Genomic DNA, 16,515 nt, shown 5'->3' on the forward strand with positions numbered 1-16,515 from the left:
ACGATGTGGAAAGGCCTCAAGAAACTTCAGACCTGGGTAGAGGGATACGAACTGCGCTCCTGAGACTTATGGGTAAGAGACAGGCCTAAAGACGCGGGTATGCGCTATTTTCTGTATCAGGAAGATGATCGCTTCGGACGACGGGGCCGATTATCGCTCAGGAACGCCGTAATCGACGTGGACGTTCGGGACGCTCGCGGAGTCGGGCGCTGCGACGCCGTTCCAGTCGACGACGTGAACGTTCGTCACTTGGCCGTCGAATCGGAATCGCTGGACGCCGACGTCGATCGTACCCTCCGCGACGCTGCCCGAGACGATGGTCGCTTCCTCGACGGGGTCTTCTGCAACCATTTCGATGTCGCCGTCAACGACGATTTCGAAACTCGAGGGGACCCCTCGACCGATGATCGTTACGAGGTTTGGGAGCGGTTCAGCTTCAGTCGTGGCAGTTTGGTTCTGTACCGGAGTGTCACGTGCCATACTTTGGTAACCCGAGTATCTCGGTATAAGCTTTCTTGTCGAATAAATGGTAGCTATTCGAGAAATACAGCGAGTCGGATACTGACTGACGAGTAACACTCGCCTGTGAACTGACGATTATTGGATAGCTAAAACGGTCGTGCGTGACCGTCACACGGCAGAGAACGCCAAAATACGTCGCTGTCTCGGCCGCTCAGCGGAGCGTCGAGACCGTGTTCATGAGGTCGCGAACGAACGGCCCCATATCGTCGCGACTGAGATAGTCGAAGCGGGGCTGGTCGTAGATCGATTTCGCGACGTCGCTCACCGCTTTGGTCATCGATGGCTTCTCGACGAGATCGATATCCTTGGTGAGCACCGAGTGGAGATACAGCAGTTCACCGCGGAGGAGGTGTCCGCCGATCCCCGGCTGGTACTCGTGTTCGATTCGGTCTTTCATGCCGTTTGCCAGCAGCCAGTAGTAGTACGGGAAGTCCGCACCGGTCTGTACCGAAAACGGCAGGGAAGACCAGAAGCGCGGGTTGACTTCCATGAGTTTGAACTCGCCCGTTTCGTCGTCGCGCAGGAACTCGACCATCGCGAGCCCGTTCCACTCGAGTTCGTCGAGCAACGCCAGGCCGGATTCCTCGAGGGCCGGAATGTCTACCGATTCCCGGAAGGAACTCGGCCCGCCGGCGTAGCTGTAGCCCCGCCGCTGTCGGTGCTGGAACGTCGCAACCGGTTCGCCTTCGTCGTAAAGCGCGAAGAACCCGTACTCCTCCGTGGTCGAAACGTACTCCTGGAGCAGCGGGACGTGTTCCATCTCCGTGTGTACGTCCTCGGTACTCATCGCCCGATCCGACTCGAGATACCGCGTCGAAGGTGGTGCGACGCACGTGTCCGCCGTGTACTCCTCGACGTACTCGTCGCCGAGAATCGTATACCGCGGTTTGACGATCCACTCGCGTTCCTGATCGGGCGGCGTCGTGAACAGGGCGGTCTCCGGTGCGCCGACGCCCGCTCGATCCGCAGCCTCGAAGAGTTGCATCCGATCCTGTGCGCGCGCCAACGTTTCGAACGTCGGCCAGGGCGTACTCACGTGCTCCGCGAACTCGTCTCTGTACTTCGAGAGCACGTAGATGTCCGGCTCTCGGACGGGGATAATCGTCCGGACGTCCGGTCGCATTGCCAGCGAGCGTAGCGCGTCCTTGTACGCCACGAGATCGTCGTGTGGCGACGGCACGCGCACTGCCTCGTCACAGTACTTCGACCGAAACGCCGGCGTCGAATCGTCGTTCGAGACCACAATCGTTCGGATGCCACGTCGGCCGAGCGATCTCACGCAGGCGACGGTACTCGGTGCGGAGATTCCCGGAACAACCACCGACTCGTTTCCGTTCCAGGCGGAAGTGTCCATACATCCACTCTCTTGTGGAATAGAAATGTTATGTCGTGTCTAAATCGAGTCTCGAGAGGTTCCAGTCGCTCGTACCGCTTTCCTCGAGACCGGTTTTGTCACCGAGATCCCGTGCGAGAAGCGTTCGAGCGGTCGGTTTGACGAGCGTCGAGAGCGGGAACCGGGTGTCGGGATAGAATCGGTACCGAATCGGCGTCGGTAACGTCTTCCCGAACGCGGTGACGTAGTTCCGATCCTGGCTATCGGTGAGCGCCGCGACGAGCAGGTGGTTGATCGCCTCCCGTTCGGACTCGATTTTTCGGGGGAGGCTCTCGACGATTCGCAGGTGGTCGTCGACCCGCGAGAGTACCAGCGCAGCGAGCGGGGTCTCGCCGTCGCGCGTTGCGACGTATGTCGTGTACGTTTGGGTCGGGTTCTCGAACCGCCACCGGTAGAACTCCGCGGTCCGATTCGTATGGATTCCGTCGGGAACCGACCGTCGATAGACCGTCTCGAGAACGTCCGGTGGTGGCGTTTCGAACCGGACGACGGCCATGTCGTCCGGGGACTGGGTGACCAGTCGATCACCGGCCTGGTGTGAGCTCGTGATGACCTTGGCGATGGCGTTTGTCACCCCGCCGCTTTCGGGTTCGGTGACCGGGTCGTCGTATCCGTGGGGATAATCGTGACGTGGGTTCACGGCGGAGTCGTCGTTGGACCCGTTCGCGCCATCGGAGGTCGTTCTCGTGTCGGCGCCGCCGGTGGATCCGTCGTCGTTCCCGCCGCCGTTGCCGTCGCCGGACGTCAGCTCCTTTACGCTCCCGACGGGGTCTTGCGGTCGGTAGTACACCGGGAACGTGCCGATCTCTTTCCAGCCGTGTTTGAGGTTCCCCGGCTTGGACTTCTCGTTCGGGAAGTTAAAACAAAACGTCGGCGCGCGATCGCTGTACCGCTCGAGGGCCCACTCGTTCATCCGATCGAACAACCCCTGTCCCTGGTAGGACGGATGGACCATCGTATCACAGGGCTGGAATGCGATCCGCTCGGAGCCGTTGATCCGCATCTCCTGTGCGAAAAACGCTCGACAACCGACGAGTTTACCGTCGATTTCGGCGACGATAATCGGGACGTGATCGACGTAGGGATTGTCTTCGTACTTCCACCGAAACCAATCGGTGCTCCGTTCGCGTCCGAACACCGTTTCGTACAGCGACAGCACCGCTGCTCGGTCAGCAGGCTCGAACGGCCGGATCGTACACGATGAGTGTGTTGACGTCGGTGTTGGCTCTTTCATGAACGAGGCAGTGCCACGTGGGGGAGTGTGAACGCGACTCCGCGTCGACGTGACAGTTCTATTTCAGTCCGTGCACCAAAAGATATTGAGCCTGAATACGCCGAATTCAGCCGATAGACGGGACAGATCCGATTTCAGTCACAACTCTATATCAGTCTTACTGAGACTCTACTGATGCGGATCTCCGTTCTCGAACGGTCTACTGTCCGACAGTATCAGCGCGTGTCGAAAACAGACCGCAACTCGCACTCAGCTCCCGGCAGTCTGCCGGTTATTCCATGTAGCCGAGTCCTTTGAGTCGATCTTCGACGTCGGTGAAGTCGTCGTCGACGGCCTCGCCGCCCTCGCCTTTCGAAACGCCGGTCCGTTCGACTTTGGTCGATGCAGGCGTCGCCGCCTCGTCGAACGCATCGAAGAGGACGCGACCGTCGGCGTTTTCGGGGACGGGTTCGCCGATGCCGTGAAGAAGGGTCGGAGCGATGTCGACGACTCGCGCGCCGCGAAGCGATGCCCCGGGTTCGATCGACGGGCCGCGACAGAGGACGATCCCTTCGCTTCGGTGACTCGCGGCGTACGTTCCGGTATCACCGGTCGGCTCCCCGGTGAGGGCGTTGCGCGCCTCGTAGACGCCGTTTCCGTTGACGACCAGATCGGGTGAGCCGTCGTCGGTCGGGAACAGTTCGTCCCCGTCGGACACGGTAAGCTTCTGTTGACCGTCGTCGTCGGTCACCGATTCGAACAGGTCGGTGAGTTCGTCCTTGATCGCCGGGATCTGATTCGGATCGACGACGCCGCTGTCGAACCGTTCAGTATCGTTGACGTACAGACAGCCGGCTCCGTGAACGAACGCGACGGTCCGATCGTAGTCGACGTCGTAGAGCGCGTGATCGCCGGGGATCTGTTCGGCAACCGAATCGACGAGCGCTCGAGGCAGCGTCGAGACGATCATCTCCTCGGAGATACCGACCCGCTCGAGGGCGTCCGTGATGCGATCGCGCGAGATGCCGAGGCTCGCGAGTGCGCCGCGAGCGCCGTCGTCTTCCTCCCGGTGGAGGTAGCCGTCTCGCTCGAGGAAGTGGTTGACGTAGACCAGTTCCTCGATCGGGCCGAAGCCGTGGTCGGAGACGACGTAGAGGTCGGCGTCGTGACGGTCCGTATACGCCATCACTTCGCCGAGGATCTCGTCGAGTTTCTTGTAGTGGTCGAGGATCCGATCCATGTCCCAGATGAGATGCTGGAACCGGTCCGGGGCGGTATAGACGAAGAAGAACAGCCGCCAGTCCTCGCCGGCCTCGTCCATCTGGAGTTGCATCAGCTCGCGCCGGTCCGCGAGCATGTCGTCGACGGCCACTTCGAACTCGTCGAGGCGGTCGGCGTAGTCGGGGTAGTCGAGGCTGATATCGTAGTCGGGAATTCGGGCCTCGATCTCGTCTTTGAGTTCGGGCGGGTGGGTGTACTCCCGCTCCGTGGACGGCGTCATCATGCCGGTGACCATCGAGCCGTCGATCTCCGTTGCCGGGTAGGACATCGGGACGTTGCCGACGTGAGCGGGCGAGACCTGCTCCCAGAGGGTCGGCTGCTGAACGTCCTGGCTGGTGTACATCTCGTGGGAGTACCCCGACGAGAGATTCTGGAATCCGTAGAGGCCGTGTTTGTCCGGCCAGACGCCCGTCGCAATCGACGGCCACGCGAGTGGCGTCGTCGCGGGTGTCGTACTCTCGAGGGACCCGGATGCGCCGTCCTCGCGAAGTTGGGCGAAATTCGGGAGTTCGCCCTCCTCGCTCCATTGTTCGATGAGTCTCCACGGTACGCCGTCGAATCCGAGCACAAATGCGCGCTCGGATGTCGGGGAAGACCTGCTCATGATTGTATATTGAGACGTCAGAGACGCCTGCTGTCCTGCAGATAACGGGATGCGGGCTTTGTTATGGGGAGATTTCACGGATTCGTCCGACGATAATTGGCTGATTCGATCGGTGTACCGTAGAACACGACGGCGTCGTGAGAGACTGTGCGAACCGTAATATCGGTGCCCGTACACGCAGGGTTACGGAAGTTATCAACCATACAGGCAATCCATAACAAAACCGTCTGTTGGATAGCAATTCCGTATGAGACGTGTTCAACGGGTACTAGCCGGTGGTGGGTTTCGTGGGTAGCGTCGTTTGCTCGCTCGACGCCGAACTCGGCTGGGGGTTTCACGACCTCGCGGATCCACCTGCCGAACGGGTCGAATCCGGCCGTCGGGGCTGGAACGTGATGCTCGAGTTGCTCGACGAATTCGACGTCCCCGCGACGTGGGCCGTCGTCGGCCACCTCATGCTCGACTCCTGCGACGGAACGCACGCCGACCACCCCGCTCCCGAGGGTTGGTTCGAACGCGAACGTGAGGAGTGGGCCGACCGCGAGGATCTGCGCTTCGGCCGGGAGCTCGTCGAGGGGATTCTCGAGGCGGACGCCGATCACGAGTTCGCCAGCCACTCGTTTTCACACGTTCTGTTCGGGGACGCGGAGACGGACCACGAACTCGCGACCGCGGAACTCGAGCGCAGTACCGAGATCGCCGCCGACTGGGGCCAGCGCATCGACTCGTTCGTCTATCCGCGAAACGACGTGGGCCACCGGGACGTGCTGGCCGAGTACGACGTCTCGGCGTATCGGGGGCAGTCGCCGACCCGCGACGGCGTTCGGGGCGTCTTCGACTCGACGATTCGCGATCGATCGATGGTAGTCGAGCCGACGGTCGACGAGTACGGACTGGTCAACGTCCCGGCCTCGATGTTCCTCTTCGGGTTCGAGGGTCCGGCACGAACCGTCGCCGAGTCGATCTGGACTGATCCCATGCTCGAACTGGCTCGTCGGGGCATCGACCAGGCGGCCCGCTCGGACGGGGTCTTTCACATGTGGCTTCACCCGAACAACCTGACGAGCGAGCGCGATGACCGTCGCATGCGCGCGATCCTGTCGTACCTCGAGCGCCGCCGATCGGAGACCGATCTCACCGTCGAAACGATGGCCGACGTCGCCCAACGCGTCCGGCGTTCGCGCGGGGTCGACGGCGCCTCGAACAGTGCCGACACGCAGGCGAAAGCGACCTGGAACTGACCGCCGGCTTCGGCTCGCCGCACGGTCATTGAGAGAAGGTACCTGCTACTTCCGTCCGCTCGCGGGTATGGCGACGATAACAAAGCCTGCTGGTCGCCCGTTTTCGGACAGATGCCACCAACACTTCTGGGCCGGTGGACCGACTCGAGTGCGCTTTCACTCGGCGTACTCGGCGTCGGCAACATCGGCATGGTACACCTGAAATCGGCACTCGCGATGCCGGACGTCGACGTCGTCGCGGCTGCCGATGCGGTCCCGGAAAATCGCGACCGGGCCGAACGTGCCGGCGTGTCTCGAACGTACGACGATTACACGACGCTGCTGGACGCCGAAGACCTCGACGCGGCGGTCGTTGCGCTTCCGCCGTTTCTCCACGCGGACGCCGTCGAGCGGGCGGCCGAGGCCGGCGTCGACGTGTTCGTCGAGAAACCCCTCGCCCGCTCGACCGAGGAGGCCGACGAAATGCTCGAGACGGCTCGGGAGGCGGGGATCGCCGTCGGCGTCGATCATACGCTTCGCTACCAGCCCGATATGGCGGGAGTCAAAGGCGAGTACGAGGACGGAAGCGTCGGACACGTCCCGTACGCTTCGATCACCCGACTCAACGACCACCCGCTTGGCAAGCCGCCCGCCGACGCGGCACCGCCGGAGTGGCCGATGGACCCCGACGCCGCGGGCGGCGGCTCGCTGGTCGAACTCGGCGTCCACTGTTTCGACGTCCTCGAGTGGCTGTTCGGCGATCTCGAGGTTCGGGATGCGACGATGGGACAGACGCTCGACATTCCGGCCGAAGACGCCTCGACGGTCCTCCTTCGAGCGCCGGAGACGGAGACGACGATCACGCTCCACTGTGGCACCTACCAGTGGGAACAACTCCCCGAGGTCAACACGCGACTGCGATTGGAGGGCGTTACGGGGACGATCAGCAACCAGGATCATCTGCCCGGAAACTTCTACGCGAGCGCGGCCAAGTCCGCGCTGACGAACGTCGCGAGCCGATTTACGAGCGACGAACCGGACGTATTCGGCCCGACGTTCTACCTGCAGGCCCACTACGACGCGCTCGAGGACTTCTGTGACGCGATTCGCAACGACGAGACGCCGCCGGTCGACGGCGCCGACGGCCGACGGACGATCGAACTCGCCGAAACCGCGTACGAACTGGCCGCGGAAAGCGAGCGCGACGAACTCGAAGCGCCGGAGGTGATGCCGTGAACGTTCGCGCTACCGGCGTGGACGCCTCCGAGCGACGAGGGGGCTGGTCCCCCACCGTCGAGACGCGACTGGCGACGCTCGAGTCGCCGGTGCGTTCCGTCCTCGAGCCACACGCCGGGTCGCTGACGGCCGCCGATCGAATCACGCTCGTTCCCGACGCCCACTACCCGTTCCATCCGTCGTCGGGTATGGTGACCGACCCCGCCGTCGTCGGGTCGATCGCCAGCCACCTCGCCGGCTGGACGAAGGCGGAGATCGCCGTCGCCGGAGCGAGCGACGACCGCATCGCGTTCGATCGCACGGCCGAGTACCTGGGCTACCCCGACCTGCTCGAGCGGTTCGACGTCGACCTCGTCGATTTAGCGACGGACTCCCGCCGGGAGACCACCGCGACCGTCGACGATCGAACGGTCACGGTCTCGGTTCCCGACCGCCTCGCCGAAAGCACCGTCGTCGTCGTCCCGACGCTGCGGCCGACCGAACACGGGACGGTCGCGGGCGGCATGCGAACCCTCGAGAACGTTGTTCACGGGGACGGGACCACCGATCCCGATCTGACCGCCGTCGCTGCCACGCGTGCTATCGAACCCGCACTGACCGTCCTCGACGCCGTCACCGCCTACAGCGGGGATCCGCTCGCCGCGGACACCCTGTTAACGGGGCCGACGCCGGGCGTCGACGCCGTCGCGTCGTCGCTGCTCGAGTACTCCCTCGAGGAGGACGACGCCTTGCGATACGCGCTTGGCGACGACGAAACGCCGGTCACGGTCGAGGGCGGTACGGGTGCCGGCAGCGACGTCGATCTCGAGGCCCTTCGGAATCGGCTTCCCGACGGCGAGTTGCCGCCGCCGGACGACACCCACCCGGCCGTCTCGGTCGCCTACAGCGTCTACGCCGCGGTGGCCGGCGACGCCGTCCCACCACAACTCGAGAGTCGACGATGACCGGGACGAACGCGAAGACCGCGGCCGTCACCGGGGCAACGGGCTTTCTTGGGACCCACCTCTGTAAGCGCCTGCTCGAGGACGGGTGGGCGGTCCGCGGACTCAGTCGACCGACCTCGGATCGCGGCGACCTCGAGGGCGAGGCTATCGACTGGTACGTCGGCGACCTCTTCGACGACGAGACGCTTCGCTCGCTGGTCGACGGGGCCGACGTGGTCTTTCACCTCGCCGGGATCGGTCTCTGGAGCGCCGGCCCGGAGACCGTCGAACGCGTCAACGTCGACGGAACCGAGCGCGTACTCGAGGCGTGTCGCGACTGCGAGACCGGGCGACTCGTCTTCACCAGCACGTCCGGGACGCGTCGCCCCTCCGGCGACGCCGAATTCGCCGACGAGACGGACGTCGCCGAACCGATCGGGGCCTACCAGTCGTCGAAGGCCCAGGCGGAGGATCTGGTCGATCAGTACGCCGAAACGGACGGCGACGCCGTCACCGTCCACCCGACCTCGATCTTCGGTCCCGGCGACGGGGAGTTCACCGTTCAGTTGCTCTCGATGGGTCTCGAGCCGACCATGCCGGCCTACCTCCCGGGCGGGCTGAGCATCGTCGGGGTCTCCGACGTCGTCGACGGCCTGCTGCTGGCGGCCGAACGCGGCGAGACCGGCGAGCACTACATCCTCGGCGGCGAGAACCTCACGTACAATCAGGCGGTCTCGCGGATCGCGCACACCGTCGACGGCTCGCCGGCGCGGATCCGCGTCCCGGCTACGGCGATCCACGCCGCTGGTCCGGTCGCCGAAGCCGCCAGCGCCGTCGCCGGCGTCCGCATGTTTCCGTTCGACCGCCAGATGGCACAGCTCGCGACCCAGCGGCTGTTTTACACCTCGAGAAAGGCCGAGTCCCAACTGGGGTACGAGTACCAGCCCATCGAGGCCCACCTGCCGGAGACGATGGAGTGGTATCGGGAGGACGTACGGTAGTCGTCGGCTTTCGATTCGTGGCCGGGGATGGAGAGTGTGGGGACTTGCGCACTCGAAAATTCAGATCGTTCTTCACCGAGGCGTTTTCTCCAAATATTCAGAAGGGCCGCCGGCCAGTCCACGAATCTGCAATCGCTCGAGAGTCTTCAGAAAGCGGTTGGAGGTCAGAGCGCTACGAGTCCCCGAAAGATGTTCGCGGCGTTAGTCGGGAGTAGAGGACTCGAGTTGCGGCGGATCCCGTACACGCTGTTCCGTTTCGCCCGCAACCCGCTCGTAGATCTCGAGCATCTGGTCCGCCGTGCGTTCGATACTGACTTCTTCGGCGGCCTCGCGACCGTTCGATCGCTCCCCGCGTTTGAGCACGTCCATCAGGCCGACGATCAGTTCCTCGTCGTCGGTCGCGACTCGAGAGGGGAAGACGCCGCTCAATCGTTCTCGAACGTCGCCGACGTCGAGGGCGACCACGGGCAGGTTGCAGGCCATCGCCTCCTTCACCGAGTTGGGCGACCCCTCGCTGTCGGAGGTCAGAAGGAGGGCGTCCGCGGCGTTCATGTAGTCCGGCACCGCGTCGTGAGCGACGCCCGAGACGGTCCGGAGTTCGACCGGCCGATCGAGCAAATTATCCGCCGCACTGACCACTCGCTTCGCTCGCGGGTAGTTCTTGACCGTCCGGTCGGGCGAGTACGGGAACAACACCTGATAGGCGTCGTCGACGTCGTCCCAGCCAACCTTCTCGCGCGCGCGATTCTGAGATTCCGGCCGGAACGTCTCGAGGTCGACGCCGTCGGGGATCACCCGGCAATCCCGCCCGAGAACCTCGCGCATCTCCTCGGACATGACGACGACTTCCTCACACAGGGGCGCACACGCGCTGCTGATCGGCTTGACGGGTCCGTGTACGTCCGATCCCCACAGGGACAGCACCACCGGCGTCCGCAGCTGTGCGAGCGCCATGGGTGCCGTCAGCCCGTAGTGGGCGTGGATCAGGTCGTACCCGTTCGTCGATTCCGCGAGCACCTTCGGAACCGTCTTGAGGTAGTCGGTCGGCCCGCGGGAGGTATCGGCGGCGACCTCGCCCGAAATCGGCAGCGTGGTAAACGAAACGCCCCGGCGCTCGAGTTCGGCCATCTGCTGGTTCATGAACGGTGCGTCGGCGTTCGCCGTGAGCGTGAGGACGTGCATTCCGATTGGCCGAAATCAGCAGTCCGCAGTGTATTGTTATATGGCGAACAGCGACGCTACAGTGCCCTTCAGGCCGAGAATACACATTCTCGAGATCGGAAACGAAAACGCGAGGCGCATCGCGATTCGAGTTTTCTTCACGTACTCGTGTACGTCGGTTCGGAATCCAAAAGTAGTCTGTAACGGTGTCTCGGCCATCTGTCCGGCCGATATCGGCTCGCTATTCGGATGGTAACGAAACGGTATCCGGCCACTGCGCCCGTCGATCGCGGACCTGGATTTCGGTATCTGCTCGATTCGGAGTTCTCTCAGCTGTATTCGGGCGCTACGCGATCGCGTCGATTCGGCGCGTGACCCCAACGAACCCCGAAATCGAGTAGTTGTGGTATTACAAAGGGTCGATCTCGGTTACGCTGTACCGATGCGGATCCTCGTCCTTGCGAACACGCCGGCACACGTTCATCTGTATCGACACGCCGTCGACCGCCTCGAAGACGCGGGACACGACGTGCTCGTCCTGACTCGAGAGTACGCCTGTACGACGGACCTACTGGATTTCTACGGCATGCCCTATCGAGTGTACGGTGAGCACGGGACCGACCGCTACTCGAAGCTCAAGTTCGCCCGCGAACTCGGCGGGCAGTTCTTCACGATCGGTCGCGAGGCGCGTCGCTTCGACCCGGACGTCATCTTCGGTCGGGGCCCGTACGCCGCCTACGCGGGCACGCTCACGCGAACACCGGTCGTACTCGTCCTCGACGACGAGCCGACTGCGTTCAACCACACGATCTCCCGGCCCTTCGCGAACTGTATTCTCTCGCCCCGAGTCACCCGCCGCGATCTCGGGGACGATCACTACACGTTCGACGGCTTCAAAGAGTGTGCGTATCTCCACCCCGAGGTGTTCGAGCGGGACGCGAACGTCCGCGAGTTCCTCGGCGTCGAGCCGGACGAACAGTACATCCTCGTCCGCTTCAATGCCCTCGACGCCTTCCACGACACCGATCTGGAAGGATTCAAGCCCCACCAGCGTCGCGACCTGGTCGAACGGCTGAGCGAACACGCGACCGTCTTCGTCTCGGACGAGGGCGACGAGATGGACTTCCGGGACCTGCCCGCCCGTCCGTACGAGCTTCACCCCGCCCTGATCCACGACGCGATGGCCGAGGCGTCGCTGTTGGTCGCGGACACGGGAACGATGGCCACCGAAGCGGCGCTGTTGGGAACGCCCGCGTTCCGGTATCGCGGCACCGACGACCGCGAATACGGGGAGTTCCAGGAACTCGAGCGAGCCGGACTCGCCGAGCAGTTCGACGAGTACGCCGCGGTTCGCGATCGCTCGCTCGAGATTCTCACGGACGACGACGTACCCGCTCGCTGGCAACAGCGCCGACAGGAGTACGTCAGCGACCTGGTGAACCTGTCGGATCTGCTGGTCGACGTGGCCGAATCTCGCGGCGCTATCGACCGCCTCAGTTCGTCGACCCGACAGACGTTACAACGCAAACGACCGGAGCAAGCGCAACTGTAGGGCCGGAGGCTCCAGCATCGCCTTCGGTACCGTCTCTGCTGCTCGAGGAGGGCACCATTTTTTCGAGCGGCCATAGCGAGTTCTGACAGTTCGACTGTGAGTCACGACTGCCGGCACTAGCAAGTACGGTTTGTATCCCGCTGTTCGTTGAGGCTGGAGGTACGCAATGTATCAGGATCTGTTGCTCGCGACGGACGGGAACGAGGGCGCTCGCCAGGCGACGAAACACGCGATCGGGCTGGCTGATAGTCTCGGTGCAACGGTACACATCGTATCGGTGTCCGAGGAGGGGCCACACAGCTCCGAAAAGCGCGACCAGATGCGTTCGGACCCGGAAGACGAGGCCGTTCAGGCGGTCGAGGAGGCCGAACGGGCCGTCTCTCAGGAAGGAATCGAGACGACGACGACCGTCCGTCACGGCGTCGCCCAGGAGGAGATCGTCGACGTTGCCGAGACGAACGCGATCGATCTGATCGTCATGGGGACCCACGGGCGGACCGGCCTCGATCATCTGGTCGTCGGCAGCGTCGCCGAAGAGGTGGTTCGGAACGCACCGGTGCCGGTCGTTACGGTCCGAGACCAGACCTAGCAACGCTCTTCGGCTGCTTTCGACGGTGTTCCCGTTCGGAACATGCCGACGGTGTCGGCCCCTCAGAACGGCCGTTGTCCCGTTTGTCGCGCGGTCGTGTCGCTTTCGGCGTAATACTGTACTACTCGCGGATACGCGATCGATAATTAACCCTCGTGGCTCGCAACGACCTGCTATCGTGACCGTTCGGGTTGTACTGCCCCTCGATCGAGTCGCAACTGATCGAGCGGGCTGGCAGCCGGTGTCCTCACCGCGGCTCGAGCAGCCGGGCGACTGGCAGTTGCCACGAGCGGGGGTGACTCGCCGGCCACCACGACGCGAGGCGACTGACCGGCGATCACGACGATCCCGGGCGGCAGACCCCTCGCCGCGATGCGGACCGCCCGTCCAGCCGTCGCCGACGGAGGTGACCCATCGGTGAGCGACGAACGCGCGACCGTCGTCGGCGACGTTCTTCGGGTGCTCGTCGTCGGCGACTCCCGGACGATCGACGGCGCGATGGACGCGCTGTCCGCGTCGTTCGAATCGATCTCGCTCGTCAGGGAACGAACCGTCTCGAGCGCCATCGGGCGGCTCGCACAGCTCGATATCCACTGCGTCGTCTGCCCGCTCGAGGGACCGGGGGGCGATTCGTCGGTCCTCGAGCGGTTCCGGGAGCGAGACGACGAGCTTCCGATCGTCGCCGTGACGGGCGAGCGACCGGTGAATGAGGCGGCGATCGACACCGCACTCGAGTCGGGAGCGACTGACGTCGTCGACGCCGACGATCCGCGATCGCTCGTCGCCGTCCGGGTCCGAAACGCGGCCGAACGCTACCGCCTCGTCGCCGAATCGGAACGACGCAGCCGGACGATCCTCGAGCGCTCCGACGCGCTGGTCTGGGTGCTCGATGGAACGGGGATCGTCGAGTACGCGAGTTCGGCCGTCGAATCGCGAATGGGGTATACGCCGGACGAACTCGAGCGGACGCCGCTAACCCAGCTCGTTCATCCGGACGACCGCGAAACGGCTCGAGAGACGGTCTCGACGGTATCGACGGCCGCGGTCGGGACGAGCGAGGACGTTTCCGTGCGGATCGGACACGGCGACGGCGCCTGGCACGTGTACGAACTCACCGTCACCAATCGGCTCACGGATCCGCTCGTCGAGGGCGTCGTGGTCACGTTCTCGACCGCGCCCGCCGCTGACACGGACGGCGTTCGGACGGCGCTCGATCGGCTCGGACAACCGGTTTTCACGCTCGGTCCGCAGTGGGAGCTTCGCTACGCGAACGCGGCTGCCGACCGCCTCTTCGTCGCGGACGACGGGGCTGTCGAGCCCGGAGCGGTCGTCTGGGACCTCCTCGACGATACCGTTCGCGGGACGTTCTCCGAACGGTTTCTCGAGGCTCGGACGACCGATAGCGCCGTCGAGTTCGAGACGGCGTACCCGGCGCTCGAGACGCGGTTCGCGGTCTCCGTTCGTCCCGGCGAAGACGGGATCACCGTGTCCGCACGCGAGATCGGTGACGGCGTACCCGGCGCCGCCGACCGGGAGCGGTTCGATCTTCTCGAGTCGATCGTCGACGCGCTCGACGACGGCCTCGCCGTCCTCGAGGGATCGACGATTCGGTTCGCCAACACTGCGCTGTTCGACCTGACCGGGGCGGAGACGCTCGTCGGCCGCGAACTGGAGACGGTGTTCGACGACGATCTGACGGCAGCGATCCGCGAGCGAGCGGACGCTCCGGTCGTCAGGTGGATGGAACCGGTCTCGGGGACGCTCGTCGCCGGAGACGACTCCTGTCCCGTCGACGTGTTCGTCACGCCGCTGTCCGGTGACGATCGAACCCTCTGTGTCGTTCGCGACAGGGATCGGTCGCCGGCCGCCGCGCTGTCGACCGTCCGCGAGACGGTCGCGACGCTCCGCGACGCCGAAACCCGCCCCGCCGTTCGTCAGTCCGTCGTCGACGCGGCACTCGCCTGTACCGACGCCGATCTCGTCGGCTGGTATCTCGTCGACGAGGACGCACTCAGGCCGGCAGCGGTCGCGACGGCCCTCTCGACACCCCCGGTCGAACTGCCGTCGATCGATCGAACAGAAATCGACTTGCTCGAGCGTCTCGAGACCGGGGGGAAGACGGATTCGGACACCGACACCAGTACTGGAGCCAACACAGACACAGACACAGACACAGACACAGACACAGACACAGACACAGACTCAGACACCGACGCCGACGCCGACGCTGATGCTGCTGTCGGCCAAGGAACCGTCTTCGACCGATCCGCGCTCGATCCCGCACTCGCTCGGTCCGGCATCCGTGCGGAACGAGTCCTCGTCGTTCCGGTCGCCGACCACGGCCTCCTGCTCGCGACCAGCACCGAGCCGATGGCGTTCGAGGGGCTCGATCGGACGCCCCTCGAGGTCGTCGTCGGGGCCGCGTCGACGACGCTCGACGCACTCGAGCGAGGGTCGGCAATTCGGACGTACGAAGCCGATATCGACCGCCTCGAGTCCGTCGTCGCCCAATGTCGGCGCCTGTGCGAAATCGAGCGGACGCTGCTCGCCGGCGACACCCGCGTCGACATCGAGCAGCGACTCTGTGATGCGCTCGTCTCGCTCGAGCCCGTCGGAACGGCCGGTTCGATCGAACTGGCCTGGGTCGGCCACGTCGATACCGGTTCCGACCGAGTCGTCCCGAACGCCTGGGCGGGCCGAGACGGCGAGTTCCTCGACTCGACTGCGGTTTCGCTTTCGACGGCTGCCGATGGTGTACAGCCTCATCCGACGGCGACCGCTGTTGCGAGACGCGAGCCGACGGTGCTCGATGATATCCCGCGTCATGAGGGGACGCACGACCCCGACCGCGACCAGAAGTGGCGACGTCGCGCGATCGAGCGCGGGTTTCGATCCGTCCTGAGCGTCCCGCTGGGTACCGACAGTCTGCAGTACGGGACGCTCACCCTCTATGCGGATCAGCCATCGGCGTTCGACGACGCCACGCGACGGGCGTGTACCCATCTCGCGGCGGTCGCGAGCTACGCGATTGCCGCGGTCGAACGGAAACGCGCGTTGCTCTCCGATCGCATCACCGAACTCGAGATCGTCCTCCGAGACGGCGACGAGCCGCTGTCGTCGATCGCCCGTCGGTTGGACCGGAAACTCGACGTCCAGGCCGTCGTTCCCCGTTCGTCGAGCGGGTCGACGGTGTTCTGTACCGCCCCGGACGTCGGCGAGGACGCGATCGACGCCGCCCTCGAATCGCAGCCGTCGATCGAATCGGGACGGCTCGTCGGCGAGCGCGCGGCGGATTCGGTGCTCGAACTCGTCTTCTCCGAATCGACCGTCGCGGAGACGCTCGCGGACCACGGCGGGATCTTGCGGTCGATTACGCCGGTTGACGACCGTGCCCGACTCGTCGTCGAACTCTCGAGTACCGTCGACGTTCGGTCGTTCGTCCGCACGATCCGGCGAACCCATCCCGGTACGGAACTGGTTGCCCGTCGCGAACGCGACCGATCCGCTCGGAACGGCCGCGCGTTCGATGCCGAACTTCGCGGTCGCCTCTCGGAGCGACAGTTTCGAACCCTGGAGACGGCGTACTACGGCGGGTTCTTCGAGTGGCCCCGCGAGAGCACCGGCGAGGAAATCGCCGACTCGATCGGCGTCTCACAGCCGACGTTCAGCCGCCACCTGCGGGTCGCCCAGCACAAGCTGTTTGAGTTGCTGTTCGACGAGCGAACCGACAGCAACGAGAACTGAACGGCGCAACTGTCTCGAGTATTTGATGCTTACTACGGGATCCGATCTCGAAATCGACGGTAATACGCTGTTTCTT

12 protein-coding genes are annotated in these 16,515 nt (G+C 64.3%); 7 read left to right on the plus strand and 5 right to left on the minus strand.

Going from position 1 to position 16,515, the window contains the following annotated elements; all coding sequences use genetic code 11:
- Positions 1-150: 150 nt before the first annotated feature.
- The 4 genes from GS429_RS10715 to GS429_RS10730 form a co-directional block, all read right to left on the minus strand.
- Positions 151-480, minus strand: coding sequence for a hypothetical protein (locus GS429_RS10715; RefSeq protein WP_160065356.1), 330 nt, complete (start codon positions 478-480; stop codon positions 151-153).
- 193 nt (positions 481-673) lie between these two features.
- The gene (locus tag GS429_RS10720; protein WP_160065357.1) at positions 674-1,876 is read right to left on the minus strand and encodes a carboxylate--amine ligase; all 1,203 of its coding nucleotides are present in this window, start codon (positions 1,874-1,876) and stop codon (positions 674-676) included.
- Between the two features lie 28 nt (positions 1,877-1,904).
- Complete coding sequence (locus GS429_RS10725) at positions 1,905-3,149, minus strand: GNAT family N-acetyltransferase (RefSeq protein WP_160065358.1); 1,245 nt, start codon at positions 3,147-3,149, stop codon at positions 1,905-1,907.
- Between the two features lie 271 nt (positions 3,150-3,420).
- Positions 3,421-5,013 (minus strand): alkaline phosphatase family protein, encoded by a 1,593-nt coding sequence (locus GS429_RS10730; protein WP_160065359.1) that lies wholly within the window; start codon positions 5,011-5,013, stop codon positions 3,421-3,423.
- A gap of 287 nt (positions 5,014-5,300) precedes the next feature.
- Between GS429_RS10730 and GS429_RS10735 the strand changes: the two genes are divergently transcribed.
- The 4 genes from GS429_RS10735 to GS429_RS10750 all read left to right on the plus strand — a co-directional run bounded on the left by GS429_RS10735 (position 5,301) and on the right by GS429_RS10750 (position 9,393).
- A complete protein-coding gene (locus GS429_RS10735; RefSeq protein ID WP_328821347.1) occupies positions 5,301-6,254 on the plus strand; it encodes a polysaccharide deacetylase family protein in 954 nt (317 codons plus the stop codon).
- 111 nt (positions 6,255-6,365) lie between these two features.
- Positions 6,366-7,469 (plus strand): Gfo/Idh/MocA family protein, encoded by a 1,104-nt coding sequence (locus GS429_RS10740; protein WP_160065360.1) that lies wholly within the window; start codon positions 6,366-6,368, stop codon positions 7,467-7,469.
- On the plus strand, positions 7,466-8,413 hold the full coding sequence (locus GS429_RS10745; RefSeq protein ID WP_328821348.1) for a DUF362 domain-containing protein: 948 nt from the start codon (positions 7,466-7,468) through the stop codon (positions 8,411-8,413). Before GS429_RS10740 ends, GS429_RS10745 begins: the two co-directional genes overlap by 4 nt.
- A complete protein-coding gene (locus tag GS429_RS10750; RefSeq protein WP_160065361.1) occupies positions 8,410-9,393 on the plus strand; it encodes an NAD-dependent epimerase/dehydratase family protein in 984 nt (327 codons plus the stop codon). The genes GS429_RS10745 and GS429_RS10750 overlap by 4 nt, the downstream gene beginning before the upstream one ends.
- Positions 9,394-9,594: 201 nt before the next feature.
- Here GS429_RS10750 and GS429_RS10755 read toward each other — a convergent pair whose 3' ends face one another.
- Entirely contained in the window at positions 9,595-10,575 is a 981-nt protein-coding gene (locus GS429_RS10755) for a glycosyltransferase (RefSeq protein WP_160065362.1), read from the minus strand.
- A gap of 421 nt (positions 10,576-10,996) precedes the next feature.
- Here GS429_RS10755 and GS429_RS10760 point away from each other — a divergent pair, with 421 nt between their 5' ends.
- The 3 genes from GS429_RS10760 to GS429_RS10770 all read left to right on the plus strand — a co-directional run bounded on the left by GS429_RS10760 (position 10,997) and on the right by GS429_RS10770 (position 16,439).
- A complete protein-coding gene (locus GS429_RS10760) occupies positions 10,997-12,106 on the plus strand; it encodes a DUF354 domain-containing protein (protein ID WP_160065363.1) in 1,110 nt (369 codons plus the stop codon).
- Positions 12,107-12,272: 166 nt separating this feature from the next.
- Positions 12,273-12,695: a universal stress protein gene (locus GS429_RS10765; protein WP_160065364.1), complete on the plus strand. Its 423-nt coding sequence runs from the start codon at positions 12,273-12,275 to the stop codon at positions 12,693-12,695.
- A 417-nt stretch (positions 12,696-13,112) separates the two neighbouring features.
- Positions 13,113-16,439 carry a bacterio-opsin activator domain-containing protein gene (locus tag GS429_RS10770; RefSeq protein WP_328821349.1) on the plus strand — a complete coding sequence of 1,109 codons (3,327 nt, stop codon included), beginning with the start codon at positions 13,113-13,115 and terminating at the stop codon, positions 16,437-16,439.
- Positions 16,440-16,515: the final 76 nt, after the last annotated feature.

Source organism: Natronorubrum halalkaliphilum (assembly GCF_009834785.1).
GTDB classification, from domain to species: domain Archaea; phylum Halobacteriota; class Halobacteria; order Halobacteriales; family Natrialbaceae; genus Natronorubrum; species Natronorubrum halalkaliphilum.

What these genes read in the sequence shown, in the direction of transcription:
- GS429_RS10715 (WP_160065356.1), bottom strand. Translation starts at nt 480, where the DNA reads ATGGCACGTGACACTCCGGTACAGAACCAAACTGCCACGACTGAAGCT.
- GS429_RS10720 (WP_160065357.1), bottom strand. Translation starts at nt 1,876, where the DNA reads ATGGACACTTCCGCCTGGAACGGAAACGAGTCGGTGGTTGTTCCGGGA.
- GS429_RS10725 (WP_160065358.1), bottom strand. Translation starts at nt 3,149, where the DNA reads ATGAAAGAGCCAACACCGACGTCAACACACTCATCGTGTACGATCCGG.
- GS429_RS10730 (WP_160065359.1), bottom strand. Translation starts at nt 5,013, where the DNA reads ATGAGCAGGTCTTCCCCGACATCCGAGCGCGCATTTGTGCTCGGATTC.
- GS429_RS10740 (WP_160065360.1), top strand. Translation starts at nt 6,366, where the DNA reads ATGCCACCAACACTTCTGGGCCGGTGGACCGACTCGAGTGCGCTTTCA.
- GS429_RS10750 (WP_160065361.1), top strand. Translation starts at nt 8,410, where the DNA reads ATGACCGGGACGAACGCGAAGACCGCGGCCGTCACCGGGGCAACGGGC.
- GS429_RS10755 (WP_160065362.1), bottom strand. Translation starts at nt 10,575, where the DNA reads ATGCACGTCCTCACGCTCACGGCGAACGCCGACGCACCGTTCATGAAC.
- GS429_RS10760 (WP_160065363.1), top strand. Translation starts at nt 10,997, where the DNA reads ATGCGGATCCTCGTCCTTGCGAACACGCCGGCACACGTTCATCTGTAT.
- GS429_RS10765 (WP_160065364.1), top strand. Translation starts at nt 12,273, where the DNA reads ATGTATCAGGATCTGTTGCTCGCGACGGACGGGAACGAGGGCGCTCGC.